Below are 19,126 nucleotides of genomic sequence, written 5' to 3' on the forward strand. Positions count from 1 at the left end.
GGCGGCAACACTCAGAGCAAAAGAGTTCACCCATGCCCCTGTCCGAAGATAGCCGTTATCTCAAGGGCGGCCCGGTTGCCCAGCGCATCATCGCAACTGTCGGCGAGGACGCGGCGATTGCCAAAGCCGAAGGTTTTGCGCCCAAGCTGATCTCGATCACCGTCGGCGACACCGCGGCGGTGGAGGTCTATGTGCGCAACCAGCGCGCCAAGGCGCAACTGGCCGGCATCGATTTCGAGGAAAGGCGCTTTCCCGCCACCATCACCGCCGGAGAGCTGGAAGCGGCGATCCACGGCCTGAATGCCGATCCGCGCGTCACCGGCATCATCATCCAGCGGCCGGTCCCTGCCCATATCCCAATCAGGACGCTGCAGGCGGCGGTGCATCCGCTAAAGGATGTCGAAGGCATGCATCCGTCCTCGATCGGCAACATCGTCTACAATCAGCTCGACCTCGCCCCCTGCACGGCGGCCGCTTCGGTCGAGCTGCTGAAGGAGACCGGCCTCGACCTCAAGGGGCTGGAAGTCGTGATCGTCGGCCATTCGGAAATCGTCGGCAAACCGATCGCCTTCCTGTTGATGAGCGAGGGCGCGACGGTAACGGTCTGCCACCACATGACGCGATCGGTCGCCGCCCATGCGCGGCGCGCCGACGCGCTGTTCGTCGCCGTCGGCAAGCCAAGGCTGATCAAGGCCGACATGGTCAAGCCGGGCGCTGCCGTGATCGACATCGGCATCAATTCCGAGATCGGACCCGACGGCTCCAGCCGCATCGTCGGCGATGTCGACACCGACAGCGTGCGCGAGGTTGCCTCGTGGATCACGCCGGTGCCGGGCGGCGTCGGCCCGATCACGGTCGCCATCTTGCTGCGCAACACAATGGTGGCGCTCAGCCGCCAGCGCGCGCTGTACGAGGCGACCTACGGCACCGCCGACAGGCTGGCGGCAGATAACGCCGGGACAGGCGGGGCTATTCCGCGGCGATCAAGCTCTCGTCCAGCACGCCTTCCGGCTTTGGCCCACCATAGGCCCAGTCGAGAAGCTTGATCGTGTGCATGACCGGCAGCTTCGCGGCGGAAGCGATCTGCGTGATGCAGCCGATATTGCCAGTGGCGACGATCGAGGCACCCGTCGCCTCGATGTTTTTCACCTTGCGGTCGCGCAGCTTCGCCGAAATCTCGGGCTGCAGGATGTTGTAGGTGCCGGCCGAACCGCAGCACAGGTGGCCTTCGCGGGGCTCGCGCACGATGAAGCCGGCCTTGGCCAGCAGTTCCTTCGGCTGGCGGGTGATCTTCTGGCCGTGCTGCATCGAGCAGGCCGAATGATAGGCGACGACGGTGCCCGGTTTGCGCACCGGTTCGGGCAAGTCGAGACCCGCCAGATACTCGGTGACGTCCTTGGCCAGGGCCGAAACGCGCGCGGCCTTGTCGGCATAGGCCGGATCGTGCCGCAGCATGAAGCCATAATCCTTGATGGTGGTGCCGCAGCCGGACGCGGTGATGACGATGGCATCAAGGCCGCCTTGTTCGATCGTACGCGTCCAGGCGTCGACATTCTGCCTTGCGGAGGCCAGGGCAGCTTGCTCCCGCCCCATATGATGCACCAGTGCGCCGCAACAGCCCTCGCCCTGCGGCACCACGACCTCGACGCCGAGCCGCGTCAGCAGCGAAATCGTCGTCTCGTTGATGGCGGGATCGAGCACCGATTGCGCGCAGCCGGTGAGGATGGCGACGCGGCCCTTTTGGGTCCCCTGCCCGGCATGGGTGCCTGGTGAAGCGCTTGGCGAGGCCGTGGGGATCGAGGCCGGGGCGAGCTTGAGCATCGCGCCGAGCGGCTTCAGCGCCGGGACCTTTTCGAACACGCCAATGAGCGGCTTGCCCAGCTTCGCAAGCTTGAGCGCAGCGCGGAAACGCGCGGGATGGGGCAGCACGAAGGCCAGCATGGCACGGGTCAGGCGGTCGAGCAGCGGCCGCTTGTAGGTCTCCTGGATATGGGCGCGGGCATGGTCGACCAGATGCATGTAGTTGACGCCCGATGGGCATGTCGTCATGCAGGCAAGGCAGGACAGGCAGCGGTCGATATGGGTGACGATGTCCTTGTCGGCGGGACGGCCGTTTTCCAGCATGTCCTTGATCAGGTAGATGCGGCCGCGCGGTGAATCGAGCTCGTTGCCCAATGTCACATAGGTCGGGCAGGTCGCGGTGCAGAAGCCGCAATGCACGCATTTGCGCAGGATCTTCTCGGATTCCGCGACGTGCGGATCGGCAAGCTGGGCAAGCGAAAAATTGGTCTGCATCGCGTTGGATCCTAGGCCATGCGGCCGGGATTGAGGATGTTTTTAGGATCGAATTCCTGCTTCAGCCGGAGGCTGAGTGCTGCCAAGGCCGGCGGCTGCGGCTCGAACACCGGCAAGGCGGCGCGATGGGAAGGTGCGGCGCGCACCAGCGTCGCATGGCCGCCGCCATGTTTCCGCAACAGCCCGCGCAGCAATGCGGCTTCCGGATCGCCCTGTTCCATGCGCAGCCACACCAGGCCGCCCTGCCAGTCATAGAAGGCGCTGACGGCGGCCTGCATGCGCAAGGCCAGCACCATCTGGTGGCCCGCTCCCGGCGTCATCGACACGCGCCACACCGGTTTCTCGCTGCTGTCGGCGAAGGGCCTGCAATCGCGCACGTCGCGCCAGATCAGCCGTGAAATTTCTCCGGAAATCTCCTCCAGCGGCCCGGCCTTGCCGAGCAGCGTTTTCAGCGCGGCGACGCGGTAGGCGACCGACGGACCAAAGCCCTCGACACGCAGCAGCGTGGCGGCCTCGCTGCCGAGCGCGCCGCCGGCGACGCGTGCGGCGATGCGCTCCGGCAGATGGGCGGCACTCGACACTTCAGCACTCGAACCGAGCGCCAATGCCATGGCTGCTGCGGCCGCATCGTCGAGCAGGCCACGGATGGCGAGCGTGACTTCGGTCTCGGCGGCCGGCAGCACCTTGAAAGTGACGTCGGTGAACACGGCCAGCGTGCCCCAGCTGTTGGCCATCAGCTTCGACATGTCATAGCCGGTGACGTTCTTGACGACGCGACCGCCCGACTTGAAGGCCTCGCCACGGCCCGACACTACATTGATGCCCAGAATATGATCGCGTGCCGCGCCCGCCTTCAGCCGGCGCGGACCGGAAAGGTTCGCGGCGAGCACGCCGCCGATCGTTCCTTTGCCAGCTTCGTCGCCAAGCAGCGGGCCGTAGTCCATCGGCTCGAAGGCAAGCTGCTGGCCGTTTTCCGCCAGCAACTTCTCGATGTCGGCCAGCGGTGTGCCTGCCTTGGCCGACAGCACCAGTTCGGCGGGTTCGTAAAGCGTGACACCGGCGAGCTTCGACAGGTCGAGCGTGTGTTCGGTTTGCAGCGGACGGCCGATGCCGCGCTTGGACCCATGGCCAAGGATTTCGAGCGGCGCCTCTTCCGCCACCGCCCAGGCGACGGTGGACAGGACTTCGTCTGAAGTGGTTGGCGTGAAGGTGGTCATGAGGAGAACGCGCCAGTCGTGAATACCGAGATGCCGCGATCCTTGGCGCCCCCCTCTGTCCTACCGGACATCTCCCCCTCAAGGGGGGAGATTTGCTGACGGTCTTGCTTTCGCCAATCCCCAACCGAGGCGGTAGGGCGAGATGTCGAAGCTGCCGATCTCCCCCCTTGAGGGGGAGATGTCCGGCAGGACAGAGGGGGGTGTTCAAGCGCCGACATGTCCCTCAAAACCTCGGAATGTCCGGAAACGGCAGCTTGCCGCCGGAAATGTGCATGCGGCCGAGTTCGGCGCAGCGGCGGAGCTGCGGGAAGACCTTGCCGGGGTTGAGCAGATGGTTGGGATCGAAGGCGCATTTGACGCGCATCTGCTGGTCGAGGTCGACCTGGGTGAACATTTCCGGCATCAGGTCGCGTTTTTCCACGCCCACCCCGTGTTCGCCGGTCAAGACGCCGCCGACCTTGACGCAGAGTCGCAATATGTCGGCGCCAAAGCCTTCCGCCTTGTCGAGCTCACCCGGCACATTGGCATCGTAGAGGATCAGTGGGTGCAGATTGCCGTCGCCGGCGTGAAAGACATTGGCGACGCCGAGACCGTATTTCTCCGACAGTTCGCGCATGCCGGCGAGCACGCGCGGCAGTTCCTTGCGCGGGATGGTGCCATCCATGCAGTAATAATCGGGCGAGATGCGGCCGACCGCCGGGAAAGCCGCCTTGCGGCCGGCCCAGAAGCTCAGCCGCTCCTGCTCGGATTGCGAGATGCGGCAGGTGGTCGAGCCGTTCTTGTAGGCGATGGCCTCGACGAGACCGATCAGATGATCGACCTCGACGCCCGGTCCGTCGAGCTCGACGATCAGCAGCGCCTCGACATCGAGGGGATAGCCGGCGTGGACGAAATCCTCGGCCGCGTGAATCGCCGGTCGGTCCATCATCTCCATGCCGCCTGGAATGATGCCGGCGCCGATGATGTCGGCGACGCACTGGCCGCCCTGCTCGCTGGTCGGGAAACCAATCAGCAAAGCGCGCGCCGTCTCCGGCTTCTTGAGGATGCGCACGGTGACCTCGGTGACGACCCCGAGAAGCCCTTCCGAGCCGGTCATGATGCCAAGCAGGTCGTAGCCTTCCGCATCGAGGTGACTGCCGCCCAGCCGCACCACCTCGCCATTCATCAGCACCATCTCGATGCCGAGCACATTGTTGGCGGTGAGGCCGTATTTCAGGCAGTGCACGCCGCCGGAATTCTCCGCGACGTTGCCGCCGATCGAGCAGGCGATCTGGGAGGATGGATCGGGGGCGTAGTAAAAGCCCTCCTGCTCGACGGCGGTGGTGATGCCGAGATTGGTGACGCCCGGCTGGGCGATGACGACACGATTGGGAAAATCGATCGCAAGGACGCGGTTGAAACGGCTCATGACCAGCAGCACCGCATCTTCCAGCGGCAGCGCGCCGCCCGACAGCGAGGTGCCGGAGCCGCGCGGCACGACGCGGATGTTGCGGTCGTTGCAATATTTCAGCACGCGGGAAACCTGCGCCACCGTTTGCGGCAAAACGACAACCAGTGGCAGCTGTCGATAGGCGGTCAGGCCGTCGCTCTCGAAAGCGCGCATGGAATTTGCGGCGTCGACGACGCCCTCGCCCTGCACGATAATGCGCATGTCGGCGACGATCTCATCGCGCCGGCGCATCGTCGCGTCGTCTGGTTTCGGCATGGCCAGGCCGGACATCAACAGCCTCGTTTCGCTTGACTGGTCAAAATCATTTACCAGTGAAGCGCGCTGGTTGCAAATGCTGCGGTGGTGCGAAGTCCAGCCTCACCGACGAGACAGCTTCCGCAGCGGCAATCTGCCGCTGTCTTGCCCTCCCCCTTGTGGGGAGGGTCGCGAACGAAGTGAGCGGGGTGGGGGTCAGCGCGGCGCTCTACGAGGACCCCCACCCCGTCTCACGATCTTCGCTTCGCTGCGATCATGAGCCGACCCTCCCCACAAGGGGGAGGGTGAGCAAATCTACTCCCCCGCCAGCTTGCCGGGCTCGGAGTGCATTCGGCGCACACGGCGCACGCCCCACCAGACCAGCAGGATGGCGACAGGCACCGAAGCAGCTGTGACAACCTCCGGTGCGAAGGCATGGCCGAAGATCGAGGCGCCCTTGGCGACATAACCGATGAGGCCGACCACGTAATAGGAGACGGCGGCGACCGAGAGCCCTTCGACGGTCTGCTGCAGGCGCAGTTGCAAGCGGGCACGGTTGTTCATCGAGGCGAGCAGGTCGCGGTTCTGCTTCTCGACCTCGACATCGACCCAGGTGCGCAGCAGCGTCGTGGCGCGGGTCAGTTTTCGCGATAGATTGGCTTGCCGCTCCTCAACCGAACGGCAGGTACGCATGGCCGGTGCGACGCGGCGCTGCAGGAACCCACCCCAGGTGTCGTAGCCGGGTACGGCCTCTTCCTCCAGCGCTTCCAGCCGCTCGCCGACGATGCCGTCATAGGCGCGGCTGGCACCAAAGCGGTAAAGGCTCGACGCCGCGTCGGCTTCCAGTTCGGCGGCAAGTTCCGTCAGGTCGGCCAGCAAGGTCTGGCTGTCGCGGGTTTGAGCGACCTTCATCTCCAACGTGGTCTGCGCCAGCCGGTCCTCGATGCGGCGGGCGCGGCCGGACAGGTTCAGAGCCAACGGCAGGCCGAGCATGGCCAGCGTGCGATAGGTTTCGATGTCGATCAGCCGCTGCGACAGTGCGCCGGTGCGCGCCGGGGTCAGGCCGCGGTCGAGCACCAGCATGCGGGTCATGCCGTCGCCATCCTGGCGGAAATCGGTGACGATGGCGGCGTTGCCGCGCTCGACCAGCGAGTAGCACAGGCTGGTCGGATCAAAGCCTGCGATCAGCCTTTCGCTGACCTGCGTCCATTTGCGGATTTCGAGCCGAATGCCCGAAATGACGGTTCCCGGCGGCGAAAACCCGTTGCCGAATGGCGAATCTTCCGGCGTCCTGCCGCTCTCGGAGAGCGGCCCTTCCCACAGATAGGTCGAGAATTCGGTGTGCCGCTCCCAGCGCAGCGAACCCTTGCCCCACTTCATGGCATGATGACGGGCCTGCCGGTCGGGTGCGGCGATGCCGAGGCGTCGCGACAGTTCCGAAAGCACCGCGTGGTCGACGCCGGAACCGCCCTCGGTCATGAAGGCGAGTTGCACCAGCACGCGCGGCTTTTCGATCAGCGGATGCGGCCGGGCATGGACCTCGCCGAGCGCGCCGGGCCGGCCCTCATGCGCGGGAAACCCCATGACGCTGCCTTTGGCGCGCGGCTGGAACTCGAGATTGGACGGGTCGTCTGACACGGCTTGTCCCCCGGGGTTTCTTTGAACCCTCTTGCCCTCGCGTCCCTCTAGAACCAATAGCCCGGTGACGCAAACAACAAAGTTTAGCCGAAGATGACATGGTGCCCGGCGGCAAAATCGACATGCTTCGGCCAAGGGGATAAATAATTTGACCAGTTGGCGACGCAGGCTTTATCCTGCGCGACAGCGGGTCACCTTCCAGGCATCGAGTTGAGCGACATTTTTTCCAGGATCGAGCATTCGCGCACCGCCGACGAGGTGGTGCACCAGATCGAGAGCCTCATCCTCGAAGGCGTGCTGCGCACCGGCGACCGGTTGCCGGGTGAGCGCGAGCTCGCACGCCAGTTCGACGTGTCGCGGCCGATCCTGCGCGATGCACTGAAGGCATTGGAAGGGCGCGGCCTTTTGACGACACGGCCCGGCGGCGGCACGCATGTCGCCGATGTCATCGGCCAGCTGTTCACCAAGCCGGTGACGGACCTGATCTCGATGCACCGCAAGGCTGTGATCGACTATCTGGAATACCGCCGTGAGATCGAAGCGGTGGCGGCCGAATACGCGGCGCGGCGCGCCACTCCAGACGACATGGCCCTGCTCGACAAGATCATGGCACGCATGGACGATGCGCACCGGACCGGCGACTTCGACGACGAGGCTGAAATCGACGTCGAGTTCCACCACGCGATCTGCGAATGCGCGCACAACATCATCCTTTTGCACACGCTGCGATCCTGCTACCGGCTGTTGTCGGAAGGTGTGTTCCAGAACCGGCTCCTGGTGTTCAGCGTGCCTGGCGCGCGCGAGGCGCTGCTTGCGCAGCACCGGGCGATCCATGCGGCGGTGAAGGCCGGCGACCCGGCCGCTGCCCGGCAAGCGGCGATGGACCACATCACCTATGTCGAACGGTCAATGGCGGAGGCCGAGCGCAGCGGCGACTGGCAGCGCGTCTCAAGGCTGCGGCTGAAACAGCGTGTCGTCGCCACCGACACCGAACCTGCGCGCAAACGCTCCTAACTGTCGAAACGGGAAGCCCATGAGCCACATCCTGACCATCGCCGACCTCAAGGACCTCGCGCGCCGGCGCGTGCCGAAGATGTTCTTCGACTATGCCGATTCCGGTTCGTGGACCGAAAGCACGTATCGCGCCAACGAAGAGGACTTCCAGAAGATCAAGTTCCGCCAACGCGTTCTTGTCGACATGGACAACCGTTCGCTGGCATCGACGATGATCGGCGAAAAGGTGTCGATGCCGGTGGCTTTGGCGCCAACCGGCATGACCGGTATGCAGCACGCCAATGGCGAGATGCTGGCGGCGCAGGCGGCGGAGGAATTCGGCGTGCCGTTCACCCTGTCGACGATGAGCATCTGCTCGATCGAAGATGTTGCCTCCGTAACCACCAAACCGTTCTGGTTCCAGCTCTACGTGCTGCGCGACAAGGATTTCGTGCTCAACCTCATCGACAGGGCGAAGGCGGCGAAATGCTCGGCGCTGGTGCTGACGCTCGATCTACAGATTCTCGGCCAGCGCCACAAGGACATCCGCAATGGGCTTTCGGCGCCGCCCAAGCTGACGCTGACGAACATCGTCGACATGGCCATCCGGCCGCGCTGGTGTGCCGCCATGGCCGGCACCAAGCGGCGGACCTTCCGCAACATTGTCGGCCACGCCAAAGGCGTCGGCAACATGTCCTCGCTGGCATCGTGGACGGCGGAGCAGTTCGATCCGCATCTGTCGTGGAAGGACGTCGCCTGGATCAAGGACCGCTGGGGCGGCAAGCTGATCCTCAAAGGCATTCTCGACAAGGAAGACGCGCTGATGGCGGCCAAGACCGGTGCCGACGCGATCATCGTTTCCAACCATGGCGGACGCCAGCTCGATGGCGCATCCTCATCGATCGGCGTGCTGGAAGAGATCGCAGATGCGGTCGGCGACACGATCGAGGTGCATATGGATGGCGGCATCCGCTCCGGCCAGGATGTGCTGAAGGCACTCTGTCTCGGGGCCAAGGGCACCTATATCGGCCGGCCATTTCTTTACGGCCTGGGTGCGCTCGGCAAGGGAGGGGTTACCAAGGCGTTGGAAATCATCCGCAAGGAGATGGACATCACGCTGGCGCTGTGCGGAAAGCGTCTGGTCACCGACATGGGCAAAGACCAGCTCCGGCGTTAGAGCTGGCGTCGTTTCACGAAACGCAGAAACGCTCTATCTCTTTGTTTTGTCGCTGTTCCCAAGTGAAATCGCTATGCGCTTTTTCCGGGAAAAGCGTTTCACAATTTTCCTGGAACTGCTCTAGAGTTCCGTGACAGCCTGATCACGGAGACAATGAGAAATTGGCGGAAACCGGTATCCACTTTCTCGACGCGCATGGGCCGGAGGGGGTGCGTGTTTATTCGATTGGCGACGTGCATGGCCGGCTCGACCTGCTGACTGCCATGCATCAGCGCATCAAGACCGAGATCGAGACGCAGGCGCCCGCCGACTGGCGTGTCATCCATCTTGGCGACTATGTCGATCGCGGTCCGGATTCAAAGGGTGTCATCGACTTCCTGATCGAAGCGCGGGAGCGCGACCCGCGCCATCTGATGCTGGCCGGCAATCACGACATCGGCTTTCTCGATTTTCTCAATAGGCCCGACCCGGACGGACTTTTCATCCGGTTTGGCGGCATCCAGACGGCGCAGTCCTACGGCGTGGCGATCAGCGATAGCGCCAGCGCGTGGTTCGGCAAGGCCGAGGCGGCCGTGCGCAAAGGACATCAGGCTCTGGTCGAGGCCGTGCCGCAAAGCCACGTCGACTTCCTGCGGTCGCTGCCGTTTTCAGTGACGCTAGGCGATTTCTTCTTCTGCCATGCCGGCATCCGGCCGGGCATCCCCCTGGAAAGGCAAAACCCGCAGGATCTGATCTGGATCCGCGACGTCTTCCACGATCACACCGGCCTCTATCCGAAGATCGTGGTGCACGGCCACACGCCGGTACCGGAGGCGGAAGTGATGGCCAACCGCGTCAATGTCGACACGCTTGCCTGGCAATCAGGCATGCTGACCGCGCTCGTCGTCGACGGCTCGGACAAACGCATCCTGACGATGACGATCAAGAAACCTGGGAAAATAGGGGAAGCTTGAGCGCTGCGTCGACGCTCGGCTTTAGTGCAGCGAGGCAGTCACGCCGTAGCCGTCGACGGCGTTGTGGTTGTTGGCCGCGTCTGCGGCATAGATACCCAGACCGCAAAGCACTATGGCGGACAACATGGCAAAGGACAGAAGCGCTGCTTTCACGGAGGTCATCTCTTGTTGAGCTTTCTGCATCTGTGCACGAGGCGGTTACCAATGCGTTGAAACGGAGAATTCGCTTCAAAATTTCGACGATTTTGCGCTTCTAGGCACGTTCTGTATCGACGGTGTGTCGCGCCGGTCACACCAAAGGTTCATCGCGGTTGCACAAAAGATGCGGAGCGCGCGCCTTCTAGGATAGCGGGCGGACACAAGCCAAGGATGAAAGCGGTTTTCCCCAACGGTTTCGCCACCGCGTGCCAATTATGTCACGCGGCGAGGCCCTGAGGGACGGATGCTCAGATCGTCGCCACCCAGGCACGGGCGATGGCGAGGCCGGCAGCGTCCGCGTCGGGCCCGTTGCGGGCCATTTCGCCGTCGAGCGTGCCGGCCCAATCGGGGTGGCGCGCGGCGATGATCGGGGCAAAGGACGTGCTCCAGTCCTTGACCATGGGCCGGTCGGCCTCGAAATGGAACTGGAAGCCGTAGACCGCGCGGCCGACTCGAAACGCCTGGTTCTCGGCGACATCGTTGCCGGCTAGCCGCACGGCGTTCTCCGGCAGCACGAAGGTGTCGTCATGCCACTGGAAGATCGGGAATTGTTCCGGCAGCGCGCCCAGCACCGGATCGGCCTTGGCGTCCAGCGTCAGCGACACGCCGCGCCAGCCGAACTCGTTGGCGCCGCCGATGCGGTTCTCGCCGCCGAAGGCACGGGCAACGAGCTGGCCGCCGAGGCAGATGCCGAGCACGGCGCGATTCTTGTCGGCGAAATCGCGGGTCAGTTGGAGCAGTGCCGGGAAATAGGGGTACTCGTCATCGGCCAGCGCATTCTGGCCACCGCCGAGGACCACCATGGCATCATGCCCGGTCGCGTCGTCCGGAAGGCTGTCGCCCTTGTAGGGGAGACGCAGATCGAGATCGGCGCCCGCCTCCGCAAGCGCGGCACCAACCTGACCAAGGCCGGTATTGTCGTAGTTCTGGACCACCAGCACCCGCATCGCAAAACCCTGCCGACATGAAAATGAATGCGACGAGCGATATCATGCCGTCTGTATTGCAGCCAAGGTGGGTATTGCGGGAGAAAACTATGCCACTGCAGAACCGGGTTGATCCGTTCGGTGTCATCCACGCCGTACCCGAGCGCGGGCTGTTCACCGGCAATCGCGGCATCATCCACGATCCCGAGACGAAGACGCTGTTGAAGAAGCGCTGGGCGCTTCAGGCCTGGATCATCTGCGTCTGCCAATTCCGCAATGTGCGGCGCGAGCCGATGGGCCGCAACCGGGAGGGCGGTAGAGCGGGCTGGACCGAGCTGTTCTTCCTCGACGAGGTGACGGCACTGGCGGCCGGGCATCGCCCCTGTTTCTTTTGCCAGCGCGAACAGGCCAAGGATTTCGTCGGCCGCTTCGGCGAAGCTTTCGGCATTGCCGAGCCGCGCGCCCCGCAAGTCGACAAGCGGCTGCACAAGGAGCGGCTGGCGTCGGGCGGCCGGCTGGCGATGGTGGCCTTTGAGGAGCTTGCCGGCCTGCCGGACGGCGCCCTGATCGCGGATGGCGGCGACGCTTATGCCTTGCGCGGCGGCAAGGTACTGCGTTGGTCTTTTGGCGGATATGGCCCACCCGCCGATTTCGCCCTGCTCGAAGGCAAGACGCTCTCGCTGCTGACACCGGCCACGACGCTTGCCGTGCTGCGGCAAGGCTTTCGACCCGTGTGGCATCCGTCGGCAGAGGCTTGACGCCGGCGGCCGGCTCGCTCATTCCTCGCCAATGCGCGCCAACTACAAGATGCAACGTCTCTTCGTGCCCGACGATCTGCGGCCAGACATCGAATTTGAGGCCGGTCAACAGCAAAGCCATTATCTCCTGCACGTGCTGCGGCTCGGCGAAGGTGCCGAAATCCTGGTATTCAACGGCCGCGACGGCGAATGGTCGGCGGCCATTGCGGCGAAGACAAAAAGGGCGGTGCGGCTGAAAGTGTCCGTGCTGCAACGGCCGCAGCCGCCGCTGCCCGACCTTATCTACTGCTTTGCGCCGCTGAAGCAGGGCCGCCTCGACTATCTCGTGCAGAAGGCGGTCGAGATGGGCGCCGGCATCCTGCAGCCGGTCATCACCCAGCACACGCAAGTGGCCAAGCCTTCGATCGATCGCCTGCGCGCCAATGTCGTCGAAGCCGCCGAACAATGCGGCATCCTGGCGGTGCCTCAAGTGCTCGAAGCGGAAAAATTCGAGCGTTTGCTGACCGGTTGGGACAAGGAACGGCGGCTGATCTTCTGCGACGAGGATGCCTCGACCAACAATCCGCTGCCCGCGCTGCAGGCGGTCAAGGAAAAGAAGCATGGCCTGCTGGTCGGGCCGGAGGGCGGTTTTTCCGACGACGAGCGCAAGATGCTGCGCGCCCTGCCCTTCGTCACCGCCATTCCACTCGGACCGCGCATCCTGCGCGCCGACACGGCCGCGGTGGCCGCGCTCGCGGTGATGCAGGCGACGGTTGGAGACTGGTGAGCTACCCCCTTCCCTTCTCCCCCCTTGTGGGAGAAGGAAGAACCGTCGTCACCGTTCAATTCCTGTTCACCTGTGGCTCAGGATTTTTCGCTTGCTCGTCTGCTGACATTTCGTCCATTTAGCGCCGGCGATCGTCCGATCGTCCTATAGCGCCACGCGTCCTTTCGGACACACAAAGGACGCTGTAGCATTTCATTGGGTTCATGGTCCTTCCGAAAATCGAAAGCAGATTTTCGCGGTCATGTGCTGAGGGCTTACAAATGGCGCGCGATACAACCGATTTCCGCCCGATCGAAGGTGTCGACGAACTCGTCGAGCATCTGGCCGAAGGCAACAAGCCGCGCGACAAGTGGCGCATCGGCACCGAGCACGAGAAATTCCCCTTCTATGTCGACGGCAACGCGCCTGTGCCCTATGGCGGCGAGCGCGGCATCCGCGCCATCCTCGAAGGCATGCAGTCAAAACTCGGCTGGGATCCGATCATCGATGATGGCCGCATCATCGGCCTTGTCGAACCGACCGGCCAGGGTGCGATTTCGCTGGAACCCGGCGGCCAGTTCGAGCTGTCCGGCGCGCCGCTGGAGACGATCCACCAGACCTGCCGCGAGGGCAATGCCCATCTGGCGCAGGTGCGCGAGATCGCCGAGCCGATGGGCATCCGCTTTCTTGGCCTCGGCGGCAGCCCGAAATGGTCGCTGGCCGAGACGCCGAAAATGCCGAAATCGCGCTACGAGATCATGACGCGCTACATGCCCAAGGTCGGCACCAAGGGCCTCGACATGATGTACCGCACCTGCACGATCCAGGTGAATCTCGACTTCGAGAGCGAGGCAGACATGCGCCGCAAGATGCAGGTGTCGCTGAAGCTGCAGCCGCTGTCGACGGCATTGTTCGCCAATTCGCCTTTCACCGAAAGTCACCCGAACGGCTTGCAAAGCTGGCGCGGCGACATCTGGCGCGACACCGACAACCAGCGCTCGGGCCTGCTCGAATTCTGCTTCTCACCCGATTTCGGTTTCGCCGACTATGTCGAATGGGCGCTCGACGTGCCGATGTATTTCGTCATCCGCGACGACCACTATCACGACATGACGCACATCACCTTCCGCCAGTTCATGGCCGGGGCCGCGCGCAATGAAGTGCCGGACGGGCTGCCGACAATGGGCGACTGGGCAAACCATCTGTCGACGCTGTTTCCGGACGTGCGGCTGAAGCGCTTCCTCGAGATGCGCGGCGCCGACGGCGGGCCATGGCGGCGCATCTGCGCATTGCCGGCCTTCTGGGTGGGGCTGCTCTATGATGAGGCAGCGCTGGACGCCGCCGAGGCGCTGACCTCGAGCTGGACGTATGAAGAAACGCTGGCGATGCGCAACGCGGTGCCGGAACAAGGCATTTCCGCGCCCTTCCGCAACGCCACGCTGCGCGAAATCGCGCGCGACGTGCTGGTCATCTCGCGCATGGGGCTGAAGAACCGCGGCAAGAAGAACCGCGACGGCTATGACGAGACCTCCTTCCTCAACACTTTGGACGAGGTCGTCGCCCGCGGCACAACCAGCGCCGAGGAGATGCTGTCAGCCTATCACACGCGCTGGGGCGGCTCGATCGAGCCGGTCTTTATGGAATATGCCTATTAGCCCTCGGATTTGACGCAGCCGATCGATCGGCAAAAGCCGCTTCAATCGGAAGTCGAAACAAACTAGGCTTCTTCGGCGAGGATTTCCGGAGGAGACGCCGATGCCTACCTTGTTCGACATGCTGACGCAGGCCCAGAACGGCAACGGCATGCAGGCCCTTGCCCAGCAATACGGGCTTTCGATGCAGCAGACCCAGGCGGCGGTTGCCGCATTGCTGCCGGCCTTTTCGCAGGGGCTGCAACGCAACACCGCCGACCCCTATGGGCTCGGCGCCTTCATGACGGCGATGGCCAGCGGCCAGCACGCCAAGTATTTCGAGGACGCAACCCGGGCCTTCTCGCCGCAGGGCGTCGATGAGGGCAACGGCATTCTCGGGCACCTGTTCGGCTCGAAGGATCTGTCGCGCGCGGTGGCCAGCCAGGCGGCGCAAGCGAGCGGTGTCAACCAGCAGATCCTGCAGCAGATGCTACCGGCGATCGCCTCGATGGTCATGGGCGGGCTGTTCAAGCAAACGACAAATCAGATGCAAGCCGCCGGCGGCTTTGGCGGTGGCGGCAACAATCCGCTCGGCGAGATCATCGAGCAGATGATGCGGCAAGGTGGTGGCATGCAGGCCCCGGCGCCGCAGCCACGTCAGACGCCGCAGCCCCAGAACCCGATGGACAACCCGCTCGGCAAGGTCTTGCAGGACATGTTCGGGGGCGGAACGCCCCAACCGCAAAGCCAGCCGCAGCCGGCACCCAATCCCTATGGCGACAACCCGCTTGGCAAGGTGCTGCAGGACATGTTCGGCGGCGGTACGCCTCAGCCGCAGTCGCAAGGCCGGGCGCAGCCACAGCAGACGCAGAGCCCCTATGGCGATAATCCGTTGGGAAAGATCTTCGAGGAGATGTTGCGGCAAGGCGGCGGTGGCGGCTTCGGCGTCCCGGGCGGCCAGCCGGCGCCGCAACAGCCTCAAGCGCCCCCACAGCAACGTCAGGCACCTCAGACCAATCCGAGCGGTCGGCCGAAGAATCCGTTCGACGACCTGTTCGGCAAGATGTTCGAGACCGGCGCCCAGCAGCGTGACGACTACCAGAAGGGCGTGGAAACGATCTTCGACCAGTTCAAGCGCGACATGGACCGGCGGTAGTCGACATCCGTGGGTAAGAGACTGGAGCAGATGCGCCGCAACCCGCGCGGCGACTGGTCGATAGCCGATGTAAAGGCGGTTTGTGACGAGGCTGGTGTCCAATGCGTGCCGCCAAGGTCAGGCGGCTCACACTACAAGGTCTATCATTCGGCAATAACCGATATTTTGACCGTGCCTTTCAAACGGCCGATCAAACCCGTATATATTCGAAAGCTCGTGGCATTTATCGACGAGGCAAAGAGACATGATGGACAGACTTGAATATCCCGTCGTCATTGCGCCACTTTCTGCAGAGGACGGAGGGGGGTTTTCGGCTTTGGTGCCTGATCTGCCAGGCTGCGTGAGTGACGGCGACACCCCTGAAGAGGCCATCGCGAATGTCCAGGACGCCATAGCATCTTGGATAGAGGCCGCGCACGAGCTCGGCAGATCGATACCAAGGCCATCGCGAAAGCTGGCATTCGCCTGACTGCCAAAAGAAAAGCCCGGTCCTGGGAGGACCGGGCAGAGTGCAGGCGGCCGGCGGGGATCCGGCAGGGAGTGGGGCCTGCATACTTTTCAGTCGCGCCGAACCTCTAAGAGGTTCAAAGCAACCTGAACAACAAGCTGTCGATCAAGCGACCTTGCGGGCGAAATCCTCGATCGTCTCGATGCGATCGCTGGCGATTTCGCGCAACATCGCCGTCGGGTCGCGGCCAAACGGCACGTCGATGGCGACATGCAGGTCGGCGCGCGTCAGGCCGATATCGGCGAGTTCGGCGTCCGACATCTCTCCCAGGCGATAGAAGGCGCGGCGGTTTTTCCAGGCGCGGTAGACGTTGGAAATGGTGTTTGCCACGCGCGTCGCAACGGCCGGACGCGAGGTGATGCGCGAGGTCTCGGTGGCGAAATCAAACGTGGTCATGTCGGTCTCCTTCAGACTCGAACGAGCAAGGCCAGCAATCGGCGCTGACAACAGCGGCGGTTCCGGTCCCAATTCACATGCTTTCATGTGGACAATGCGAATTTGACATGATGCGATTGATTAATCCAACGAATGTTTCTAATCTTAGGCATCAACACTAGTGATGGATCATATCGATGAAATCGCCTCTCGATCTCGATCAGTTGCAGACCTTCATCTCGATTGCCGACACCGGCAGCTTCACCAGAGCGGCCGAAGAGGTGCACCGGACGCAGTCGGCGGTGTCGATGCAGATGCGCCGGCTGGAAGAGCGGATCGGCAAGCCGCTGTTCGAGAAAGACGGGCGCACCAACAGACTGACCGAGGAAGGCGACAAGCTGCTGTCCTACGCGCGCCGGCTGCTCTATCTCAACCGCGAGACGCTCGCCGCTTTTGATGATCGGCGGCTCGAAGGCACGATCCGCATCGGCACGCCGGACGATTATGCCGACCGTTTCCTTCCGGAAATCATGGCGCGGTTCACGCGCTCCAATCCGCGCGTCGAACTGACTGTCATCTGCGAGCCGACACCGGGGCTTGTCGAGCATATCAAGCGCGGCAATCTCGACCTGGCGCTGGTGACGCACAACGACGTTCGCGGCCAGTCGGAGGTGGTGCGGCGCGAACCGCTGCTGTGGGTCACCTCGGCCAACCATGCAACGCATGAACAGGAAACGCTGCCGATGGCCTTTGGCCGGCCGAACTGCATCTGGCGGCGCGCTGCAGTCGATGTGCTCGACCAGCAGAACCGCGATTATCGCATCCTGTTCACCAGCTTCTCGGCCACTGTCATCACCGCCGCGGTGCTTTCCGGCCTGGCGATCTCGGTGCTGCCGGAATGCGCGCTGCGGCCAGGCATGCGGGTGCTGGGTGAGGCCGACGGCTTCGGCGCCCTGCCCGATTGCCGTATCGGCATCATGCGCGGCCAGACGTCGCGACCCGAGATCGTCGACGCGCTCGCCCGCCATATTTCGGAAAGCCTCGACAATATTTCCGTGCCGCTCAGCGAGGACACCGGGACATTCGATTTCGCAGCGCTCGCCTTCACGAAGCTGCGGAGAAGCAAGCCGAACCAGATCCTGCCCGGCTGGTAGGCGGGTCAGGCATGCGGGTTATGAATGCCTGGCCGAGAGCGGCCACCTTGACGCGGGCGCCCAACCGTCCCCCAATCGGCCGATGAGCGACGCATCATCCGAATCACGCACCAACGCCACCGAATACACGGTGAGCGAGATTTCCGGCGCGCTGAAGCGCACGGTCGAGGACGTGTTCGGCAATGTGCGGGTGCGCGGCGAAATCTCGGGCTATCGCGGGCCGCATTCCTCCGGTCATGCCTATTTCGCGCTGAAGGACGACCGTGCCCGGCTCGACGCCGTGGTGTGGAAGGGCACGATGAGCCGGCTGAAGTTCCGCCCCGAAGAGGGGATGGAGGTGATCGCCACCGGCAAGCTCACCACCTATCCCGGCAAGTCCAATTACCAGATCGTCATCGACAATCTGGAGCCAGCCGGCGCGGGCGCGCTGATGGCGCTGCTGGAAGAGCGCAAACGGCGGCTGCAGGCCGAGGGCCTGTTCGACACCAGCCGCAAGCGGTTGCTGCCGTTCATGCCGCGCGTCATCGGCGTCGTCACCTCGCCGACCGGATCCGTCATCCGCGACATCATCCACCGCATCAAGGACCGGTTTCCGCTGCATATCCTGGTCTGGCCGGTGCGCGTGCAGGGCGAAACGTCTGGCGCGGAAGTGACTGCGGCGGTCAACGGCTTCAACGCGCTGGCCTGGGACGGTGCCATCCAGCGCCCCGATCTGCTGATCGTGGCGCGCGGCGGCGGCAGTCTCGAAGACCTCTGGGGGTTTAACGACGAGGCGCTCGCCCGTGCCGTTGCCGCCTCCGCGATTCCGGTGATTTCGGCTGTCGGCCACGAGACGGACTGGACGCTAGTCGATCTCGTCGCGGATGTGCGGGCACCGACCCCGACCGGTGCGGCCGAGATTGCAGTGCCGGTGAAGGCGGACCTTGAAGCCACGCTTGCCAGCCTCGGCGCGCGGCTCAAGGCGGCGGCCCTGCGCAATTTCGAACGCAAGCGGCAGGCCGCCCGTGCGGCCGCCCGTGCTCTCCCCTCGCCCGATCAATTGCTGGCGCTGCCGCGGCGGCGCCTCGATGATGCGACATCTAGGCTCGGCCGCGGCCTGATGGTCTCCACCGAACGAAAGCGGGCACGATTCTTCGCTGTAAAGCTGACACCGGCGATGCTGTCCCAGCGCATTGCCGAGGTGCGGCGCTCCAATGAGCGCAATCTTTTAAGGGCACAAGTGGCGCTACGCGCGTTGGCAAGAGCCCGGCGGGCGGAATTAAATCGTGCGGCGGACCAGTTGCCGAAATGCGCCAGGGCATCGCTGCAGCGGCACAGGCAGCAATTGGCTTTGCTGCAAGGCCGCATCACGATCGAGCCCACAGCGCGGCGGCAACGCGTGCAGAGGGATTTGCTGACAGCTTTAACAAGACGCGGCACGCAAGCCGTGGGGCTCAGGCTGGAGCGCCTGCGCGGCCGCATCGTACAAGCCGAAAGGCTGATGGCGACGCTGTCGCATAAGGCGGTGCTTGCACGCGGCTTCGCCTTGGTGAAGGACGCCGACGGAGCGGTGATCAAGCAAGCATCTGAGGTGGCGTCGGGAATGGCGCTTTCGCTTGAGTTCGCGGACGGCATCGCCGATGCGATTGCAACCAGCGGCACGGCAAAACCGAAAGCGCTGGCCAAACCAGCAGCCAAGGCCAAAGTACCAGGCAATCAGGGATCGCTGTTCTGATGCC

General features: G+C 63.8%; 18 protein-coding genes. 11 read left to right on the plus strand and 7 right to left on the minus strand.

The annotated features are described in order from the left end of the window. Positions 1-32 precede the first annotated feature (32 nt). A complete protein-coding gene (locus X744_RS168300; protein ID WP_023756821.1) occupies positions 33-1,046 on the plus strand; it encodes a bifunctional 5,10-methylenetetrahydrofolate dehydrogenase/5,10-methenyltetrahydrofolate cyclohydrolase in 1,014 nt (337 codons plus the stop codon). Here the strand turns inward: X744_RS168300 and glcF are convergent. The 4 genes from glcF to X744_RS168280 form a co-directional block, all read right to left on the minus strand. Continuing rightward, positions 970-2,295 carry a glycolate oxidase subunit GlcF gene (glcF, locus tag X744_RS168295; RefSeq protein WP_023756822.1) on the minus strand — a complete coding sequence of 442 codons (1,326 nt, stop codon included), beginning with the start codon at positions 2,293-2,295 and terminating at the stop codon, positions 970-972. The genes X744_RS168300 and glcF overlap by 77 nt on opposite strands. An 11-nt stretch (positions 2,296-2,306) precedes the next feature. Next, on the minus strand, positions 2,307-3,512 hold the full coding sequence (locus tag X744_RS168290; protein ID WP_023756823.1) for an FAD-binding protein: 1,206 nt from the start codon (positions 3,510-3,512) through the stop codon (positions 2,307-2,309). 223 nt (positions 3,513-3,735) lie between these two features. Next, on the minus strand, positions 3,736-5,232 hold the full coding sequence (locus X744_RS168285; RefSeq protein WP_023756824.1) for an FAD-linked oxidase C-terminal domain-containing protein: 1,497 nt from the start codon (positions 5,230-5,232) through the stop codon (positions 3,736-3,738). Between the two features lie 279 nt (positions 5,233-5,511). Beyond that, complete coding sequence (locus tag X744_RS168280; RefSeq protein WP_023756825.1) at positions 5,512-6,834, minus strand: DUF3422 family protein; 1,323 nt, start codon at positions 6,832-6,834, stop codon at positions 5,512-5,514. Between the two features lie 210 nt (positions 6,835-7,044). Here X744_RS168280 and X744_RS168275 point away from each other — a divergent pair, with 210 nt between their 5' ends. The 3 genes from X744_RS168275 (at position 7,045) to X744_RS168265 (ending at position 9,957) form a co-directional block, all read left to right on the plus strand. Continuing rightward, positions 7,045-7,848, plus strand: coding sequence for an FCD domain-containing protein (locus X744_RS168275; RefSeq protein WP_023756826.1), 804 nt, complete (start codon positions 7,045-7,047; stop codon positions 7,846-7,848). Between the two features lie 19 nt (positions 7,849-7,867). Continuing rightward, the gene (locus X744_RS168270; protein ID WP_023756827.1) at positions 7,868-9,004 is read left to right on the plus strand and encodes an alpha-hydroxy acid oxidase; all 1,137 of its coding nucleotides are present in this window, start codon (positions 7,868-7,870) and stop codon (positions 9,002-9,004) included. A gap of 161 nt (positions 9,005-9,165) precedes the next feature. Further along, the gene (locus X744_RS168265; protein ID WP_023756828.1) at positions 9,166-9,957 is read left to right on the plus strand and encodes a metallophosphoesterase; all 792 of its coding nucleotides are present in this window, start codon (positions 9,166-9,168) and stop codon (positions 9,955-9,957) included. Between the two features lie 21 nt (positions 9,958-9,978). Here X744_RS168265 and X744_RS1000000175865 read toward each other — a convergent pair whose 3' ends face one another. Then, on the minus strand, positions 9,979-10,110 hold the full coding sequence (locus X744_RS1000000175865) for a hypothetical protein (protein WP_280948931.1): 132 nt from the start codon (positions 10,108-10,110) through the stop codon (positions 9,979-9,981). Positions 10,111-10,403: 293 nt separating this feature from the next. Continuing rightward, on the minus strand, positions 10,404-11,102 hold the full coding sequence (locus X744_RS168260; RefSeq protein WP_023756830.1) for a type 1 glutamine amidotransferase: 699 nt from the start codon (positions 11,100-11,102) through the stop codon (positions 10,404-10,406). An 89-nt stretch (positions 11,103-11,191) separates the two neighbouring features. On the opposite strand from X744_RS168260, the gene X744_RS168255 reads away from it, so the two are divergent. From X744_RS168255 to X744_RS168235, 5 genes are all read left to right on the plus strand, one after another. After that, positions 11,192-11,839 (plus strand): hypothetical protein, encoded by a 648-nt coding sequence (locus X744_RS168255; protein WP_023756831.1) that lies wholly within the window; start codon positions 11,192-11,194, stop codon positions 11,837-11,839. 31 nt (positions 11,840-11,870) lie between these two features. Beyond that, the gene (locus tag X744_RS168250) at positions 11,871-12,605 is read left to right on the plus strand and encodes a 16S rRNA (uracil(1498)-N(3))-methyltransferase (protein WP_023756832.1); all 735 of its coding nucleotides are present in this window, start codon (positions 11,871-11,873) and stop codon (positions 12,603-12,605) included. Between the two features lie 260 nt (positions 12,606-12,865). Continuing rightward, complete coding sequence (locus tag X744_RS168245) at positions 12,866-14,239, plus strand: glutamate--cysteine ligase (RefSeq protein WP_023756833.1); 1,374 nt, start codon at positions 12,866-12,868, stop codon at positions 14,237-14,239. A gap of 100 nt (positions 14,240-14,339) precedes the next feature. Next, on the plus strand, positions 14,340-15,371 hold the full coding sequence (locus X744_RS168240) for a DUF937 domain-containing protein (protein WP_023756834.1): 1,032 nt from the start codon (positions 14,340-14,342) through the stop codon (positions 15,369-15,371). Between the two features lie 247 nt (positions 15,372-15,618). Further along, positions 15,619-15,840 carry a type II toxin-antitoxin system HicB family antitoxin gene (locus X744_RS168235; RefSeq protein WP_050589468.1) on the plus strand — a complete coding sequence of 74 codons (222 nt, stop codon included), beginning with the start codon at positions 15,619-15,621 and terminating at the stop codon, positions 15,838-15,840. A gap of 144 nt (positions 15,841-15,984) precedes the next feature. Here the strand turns inward: X744_RS168235 and X744_RS168230 are convergent, their stop codons facing one another. Then, entirely contained in the window at positions 15,985-16,275 is a 291-nt protein-coding gene (locus tag X744_RS168230) for a DUF1127 domain-containing protein (RefSeq protein WP_023756836.1), read from the minus strand. A 176-nt stretch (positions 16,276-16,451) separates the two neighbouring features. On the opposite strand from X744_RS168230, the gene X744_RS168225 reads away from it, so the two are divergent. Then, positions 16,452-17,408, plus strand: a complete 957-nt coding sequence (locus tag X744_RS168225; protein ID WP_023756837.1) for a LysR substrate-binding domain-containing protein — start codon at positions 16,452-16,454, stop codon at positions 17,406-17,408. An 82-nt stretch (positions 17,409-17,490) separates the two neighbouring features. Continuing rightward, positions 17,491-19,122 (plus strand): exodeoxyribonuclease VII large subunit, encoded by a 1,632-nt coding sequence (xseA, locus tag X744_RS168220; protein ID WP_023756838.1) that lies wholly within the window; start codon positions 17,491-17,493, stop codon positions 19,120-19,122. The last annotated feature ends 4 nt before the right edge of the window (positions 19,123-19,126 follow it).

Origin of the sequence: Mesorhizobium sp. LNHC252B00 (assembly GCF_000502955.1) — a bacterium.
Taxonomy (GTDB): domain Bacteria; phylum Pseudomonadota; class Alphaproteobacteria; order Rhizobiales; family Rhizobiaceae; genus Mesorhizobium.